The organism is Cupriavidus sp. YAF13, from assembly GCF_052113425.1.
Taxonomy (GTDB): domain Bacteria; phylum Pseudomonadota; class Gammaproteobacteria; order Burkholderiales; family Burkholderiaceae; genus Cupriavidus.
In genome coordinates, this window is record NZ_JBFRDD010000119.1 from 1 (window position 1) to 5,262 (window position 5,262).

General features: G+C 60.8%; 4 protein-coding genes. 1 reads left to right on the plus strand and 3 read right to left on the minus strand.

Features of this window, described 5'->3' with window-relative positions:
* Nucleotides 1-139: 139 nt before the first annotated feature.
* Nucleotides 140-3,634 carry an SNF2-related protein gene (locus tag AB4061_RS40175; protein ID WP_441641601.1) on the plus strand — a complete coding sequence of 1,165 codons (3,495 nt, stop codon included), beginning with the start codon at nucleotides 140-142 and terminating at the stop codon, nucleotides 3,632-3,634.
* Between the two features lie 157 nt (nucleotides 3,635-3,791).
* Here AB4061_RS40175 and AB4061_RS40180 read toward each other — a convergent pair whose 3' ends face one another.
* The 3 genes from AB4061_RS40180 to AB4061_RS40190 form a co-directional block, all read right to left on the minus strand.
* Nucleotides 3,792-4,025 carry an MlrC C-terminal domain-containing protein gene (locus AB4061_RS40180; RefSeq protein ID WP_441641602.1) on the minus strand — a complete coding sequence of 78 codons (234 nt, stop codon included), beginning with the start codon at nucleotides 4,023-4,025 and terminating at the stop codon, nucleotides 3,792-3,794.
* A 2-nt stretch (nucleotides 4,026-4,027) separates the two neighbouring features.
* Nucleotides 4,028-4,159: a hypothetical protein gene (locus AB4061_RS40185; RefSeq protein WP_441641603.1), complete on the minus strand. Its 132-nt coding sequence runs from the start codon at nucleotides 4,157-4,159 to the stop codon at nucleotides 4,028-4,030.
* 107 nt (nucleotides 4,160-4,266) lie between these two features.
* Nucleotides 4,267-4,656, minus strand: a complete 390-nt coding sequence (locus tag AB4061_RS40190) for a nuclear transport factor 2 family protein (RefSeq protein ID WP_441641604.1) — start codon at nucleotides 4,654-4,656, stop codon at nucleotides 4,267-4,269.
* Between the last annotated feature and the right edge of the window lie 606 nt (nucleotides 4,657-5,262).

The following is a 5,262-nucleotide window of genomic DNA, read 5'->3' on the forward strand; positions in this document are numbered from 1 at the left end:
AGTCGCTGCCCAATGTGAAACGACCCGGTCGCTCATGCGACCGGGTCGTCAAGTCCCGCCCTTCACGCTATGCCGTTCGCTTCCTCAATAGGGACCTTAACTGAACGGCATTACCCAATAGGGACGCGATGTTGACACAGTGACACGACAATCTTTCGGCAAAACGTGGTGGGGCGAGCAGTGGCTCAAGGCCCTGACCCACATCGACTATGACAACCGCCTGCCGCGCGGGAGAACCTACGCCAACAAGGGCGCGGTCAAGGATCTGGTCGTCAGGGATGGAACCATTCACGCCCTGGTACAAGGCTCCCGGCCACGCCCCTACGCGGTGACGATCGCCGTGCCGCCACTTTCCACGAAGGATTCGACTCGGCTTCTGGATGACATCGCGACCGATCCTGCCTTGATCGCCGGGATGCTCAATCGGGAACTGGATCCGACGGTTCTGGATCGAGCCCGCAAACTTGGTATTTCTGTCTTTCCCGAGCGCTGGAAGGACCTCGACATGCATTGCTCCTGCCCGGATTGGGCCGTGCCTTGCAAACACCTGGCCGCTGCGATTTACCTGCTGAGCCGCGAGATCGATGGCAATCCGTTCCTGGTGTTTGCACTGCGGGGCGTCGATCTGTTGCTAGCCTTGAAGTCGCGCGATATCCATCTGGAACCGGGAGCCGGGGCTGTCCTGCCAACCTTGGCCGAACTCCTGCCGACAGCGGCTGAAATGCCGGTCGATGCGGGAGATCTTGCCGCGCTCGATCAGCTTGATCTGTCCGCGATTCCGGACGTGAGCGCTCCGCTCCTGCACGTGCTGCCTGCGCGTCCCACATTTTTCACCAACGGAGACTTTCGCGAGACCTTGCAGCGTGTCCTGCTACGGGTGAGCAAGGCGGCGCGACTGGCCATGGATATCGGCGCCGTCAACGCTGGGGGCATCACGCTTGCGGCGGACGACCTGCCGACGATTACGCTGGACTCGCAATTGCACGCGTCCGTGTCCGGTACGAAGGGCATTACCACCATCGATGCCTTGGAAACAGCGCTGGCTCGGATAGAGGCTAGCAACCTGCCAGACCTGCAGCCTGGCGTGGCGGCCTTCTTCCACGTGCGCCTGATCGCGCTGCAATTGCTCGCGCGTGGCGCGGTGGTCCCCCAAATCCTGGCCGCGGATGCTGGCACGGTGGCGCTGCGCTGGCTTCCGGCCACCCTCGACGGGGTGGTGCACGACCTCATGCAGCGCCTCGCTGCTGCATTGCCATCGGGCATGGTCAAGGCGGGGAAGGGGCGAAAGCGGTCGGTGCTTACCCGCGAGGTTCAGGCAACATGCTTGTGTTCCCTGTTTCTGAATCACTTCGTCCACGCATGGTCGGGTTGCGCCGGCGAGACCCCCCTCGGTAACAAGACGCTCGCCTTGTTCTTCAGCACTGGGCGAGCAGCCTACAACGGCCCCGGCGAGGGCGAGATAGCTGCCGGTATTCATACCTGGCTGTCCCGATTCCATCTGGCGCACCGCGAATACGCACCGGTGCTGTGCCTCGAAGAAGCAAAGGCTGGGCGTTTCGGACTGTCACTTGCGGTCGAGGATCGCTCGGCAACACTGAACAAGCCAGTACCACTGGCCTCGATTCTCACCGATCAGGGCTGGTCGAAGGCCCGTTTTGGCATTCTGCAGACGATCGCGCTCCTGGCCGAGGGCTTCCCACCGATCAATACCTACATCCGTGCTGGCGCCAAAACACCGATCCGGATTGCCACGGATGCGCTACCAGGCTTGCTGTTCGACACGTTGCCAGTGGTCCGCTTGCTGGGAATTCGCGCGCTGTTGCCGAAAGCGCTAGAGCGGTTGATACGTCCCCGCTTGTCCATGCAGATCAAGGGCAAGGCCACTGACGGTAGGGGCTTTTTTGACGCCGATGCTGTATTTGCGTTTGACTGGAGCGTGGCCGTTGGTGACCATCTGCTGACACGCGCCGAATTCGAACGATTGGTCAAGGATGCCACGGGCGTCATACGTTTCAAGGGGGCATACGTCTATTTGGATCCGAAGGAGGTCGAGCGCCTGCGCGCGCAGATGGCCAATCCATCTACGCCTGCCGGCGCTGAGTTGCTGCGTGTCGCGCTGGCGGGGGAATTCACCGGGACGCCTGTCGGCCTGGATGGCAAGGCCAGGAAAATCATCCAGGACCTGCTGCAAGCGGGCACGGTGCCGCTGCCGCGTGGTATCGACGCTACCTTGCGCCCATACCAGCAGCGGGGCTATGCCTGGCTTTATCGGAATGCGCGAGTTGGCCTTGGCAGCGTGATTGCGGACGACATGGGTCTGGGCAAGACACTGCAGGTCATCGCGACCCTGCAAAAGCTCAAGGAAGATGGCGCACTTGACGACGCCAAAGCCCTGGTCATCATGCCGACCAGTTTGTTGACCAATTGGCAGAAAGAAATCGGCCGCTTCGCGCCCAGCCTGAGCGTCGGCATCTTCCACGGCGGCAAGCGTGAACTCGCCGCTGTCCGGCCCGACGTCCTGCTGACGACATACGGCATCGCCCGAACGGCCGCGACGGCCCTGCGTGCCTTGGCGTGGCGCGTAGTGGTGGTGGATGAGGCTCAGAATATCAAGAACCCGGCGGCCGCCCAGACCAAGGCCGTGAAGGCGGTCCCCGCCGCCAGCGTGATTGCCATGAGCGGCACGCCGGTGGAGAACCGCTTGTCCGACTACTGGAGCATCCTGGATTTCGCTAACCGGGGTTATCTGGGAAGCCTCAGTCAGTTCGTGCGGGAGTATGCGACGCCTATTCAAATCCAGCGCGATCAGCATGCCGTGCAACGCTTCAAGCGGGTGACGGCTCCCTTCCTGTTGCGACGCCTGAAATCAGACAAGGCCATCATCAGCGACTTGCCAGACAAGAGCGAGCAGGATCAATTCTGCACGCTGACCAAGGTGCAGACGGCTCTGTATGAATCGGTGGTACAGGAAGGGTTGCGAACCATCGCGGGAGAATCCGACACCTTCAAGCGCCAGGGCCTGGTGCTGCAGATGATGCTGGCATTGAAGCAGATCTGCAATCATCCCGCGCTATATCTGAAACAGGGGCAGGTCGATGCAGAGGTTTCTGGCAAGGCCGAGCGATTCCTTGAACTCCTTGAAGATGTCCATGCCGGCCATGAAAAGGTGCTGGTATTCACCCAGTTCCGCGAGATGGGCGACTTGCTATGCCGTTGGGTACAACAGCGATATGGCCGAGATCCGCTATTTCTCCACGGCGGTGTCCCGCGAGCCAGGCGGGATGTGATGGTCGAGCGGTTCCAGAGCAACCGGACGGAGCGGGTGTTCATCCTGTCGCTCAAGGCCGGCGGGACCGGGCTGAACCTGACCGCGGCCTCGAACGTCATCCATTACGACCTGTGGTGGAATCCTGCCGTCGAAGCGCAGGCCACGGACCGGGCCTATCGCATTGGCCAGCAGCGCAACGTTCAGGTCCACCGCTTCATCACGCGCGCGACGTTTGAAGAACGCATCAACGACATGCTTCGCGCCAAGCGGGAGCTGGCCGGCCTGGTGGTGGGTACTGGCGAACAGTGGATCGGCAATCTCAGTGGGGAGGACCTCAAGACACTGTTCAGCTTGGCGGAACGTTGAACGAGCATCGATTTCCAGTAGCGGGTGGCGACGAGTCCGGCTCCCTACGCGGCCATGCGGCGCGATGCCGAGTACCTCGGCCCAATCCGCCACGCGCTGACACACGCCGGCAGGGCCAACCAACAGGTGGGCTAGTCCAGCCGGCACTAGCCTTCATCTACATGTCATCGAGGGGATAGATCGGCCGCCGTACATTCTCGAAAGTCAGCTTGCCGAAGTCGGAGGTCGTCACACCGATGCTGTCGCACTCGAACACATGCGCCGCCAGGCCGCCGAAGCCGGCGCGCCAGTGAACGCGGCTCTTCATCACCAGGAACCTCTTCCGCGCGGGATCGATGCCAAGCGCCTGGAAGCAACCGGGATCGAAGGGCTCCATGTGAGAGGAGACCACGATCACCTCGATCGCACCGGCAGCTCCTGGCGCAGCAACTCAACCCGCAGATCGGCCTCGGCGCGGGCAGTCTGCGCAGTGTCGACCGCCTGCTGCGCATGATGCTTGAGACGCACCACGTCGTCGAGCTGCACTGCGACGCGCCGCCTGGCGCCGGTGACGCGCACCAAGTGCGAGACGGGGTAAAGGCTGCAGAGCGCCTCGTGAAGGCGGGTGGCGGATCTGCGCGGTTCTGCTTTGGCTATTTTTTCGGCGGCGCTGCGCTGAACGTCTTGTTGGCGATTTTCCAGACGCCGTCGATCTCCAGGAGCGTCATGTAGTCCGTGAAGGTCACTTCCGGATACTCCAGCACAACCTTGGCGGTGCCGGCGTTACCGGTGACGTCGAAATGCGTGATGAAGCGCTTGCGCTGTGCTTCATCCGCCGCAGGCTGGCCCTGGAAGCGCGCGGAAAACTCATCGAGGGTCAAGGCGTGCAACTTTCCCTCGCGGAACGAGATGATCCTGGCATCCGGGTGGAACGCCTTGCGCATGTATTCGGCATCGCCGGTGATGTGGGCTTGCAGGTAGTTCTCGATCGGCTCAAGTGCGGCTACGTGTCGTGATGTCATGCCGGGGGTGCTGAATGTCATGTTGTCTCCAGATCAGTGAATCCGCCTGGCCGTAGCCTGAATGGCGGGCGTCAAACCATGCAATTGCATTCTATTATTGCATACAATATGAACGGCCCGGAGATCCGCGCCGTTCAGCCCTGGCCTGCGCCCGCCGGGCAGTCGGTCAGTGCCCCGTAGTCATTGCACAAGTGCCCTGCCGTGACCTTCATCGCCGCGGCGACAAAGCTTGCGGCAAAAAATCTTAGAAAAAACTTGCCAGCGTTGCGCGAACGACCTAGTATTCGCTCCCCTCGCGGCACGAGGCTCAGCTTCAGGGCAGGGCGGTAGAGCTCGCGGGGGGGGGGCTGGTGGAAAAGGTGAGTAATACGCATAGCGAAACTTGCCCGAGCAAGAAAAGATTAAAAAAGTATTGATGAAACGCAGATAATTCTTTATAGTCTCGTTCCTTCGCTGCAGACAAAAGCAGCGACGCGGYAAGCAAAGCGAACCGTGGCCAGTTCTTTAACAAACAAACAACCGATAAGTGTGGGCGCTTGATAGCGGATGCGGAAGACTTCGGTCTTTTAGCTTACAAGTTATAAAGTGCTCGCACAGTAAAACATGTTGGTTATGTCTTCGGATGTA

What these genes read in the sequence shown, in the direction of transcription:
- AB4061_RS40190 (WP_441641604.1), bottom strand. Translation starts at nt 4,656, where the DNA reads ATGACATTCAGCACCCCCGGCATGACATCACGACACGTAGCCGCACTT.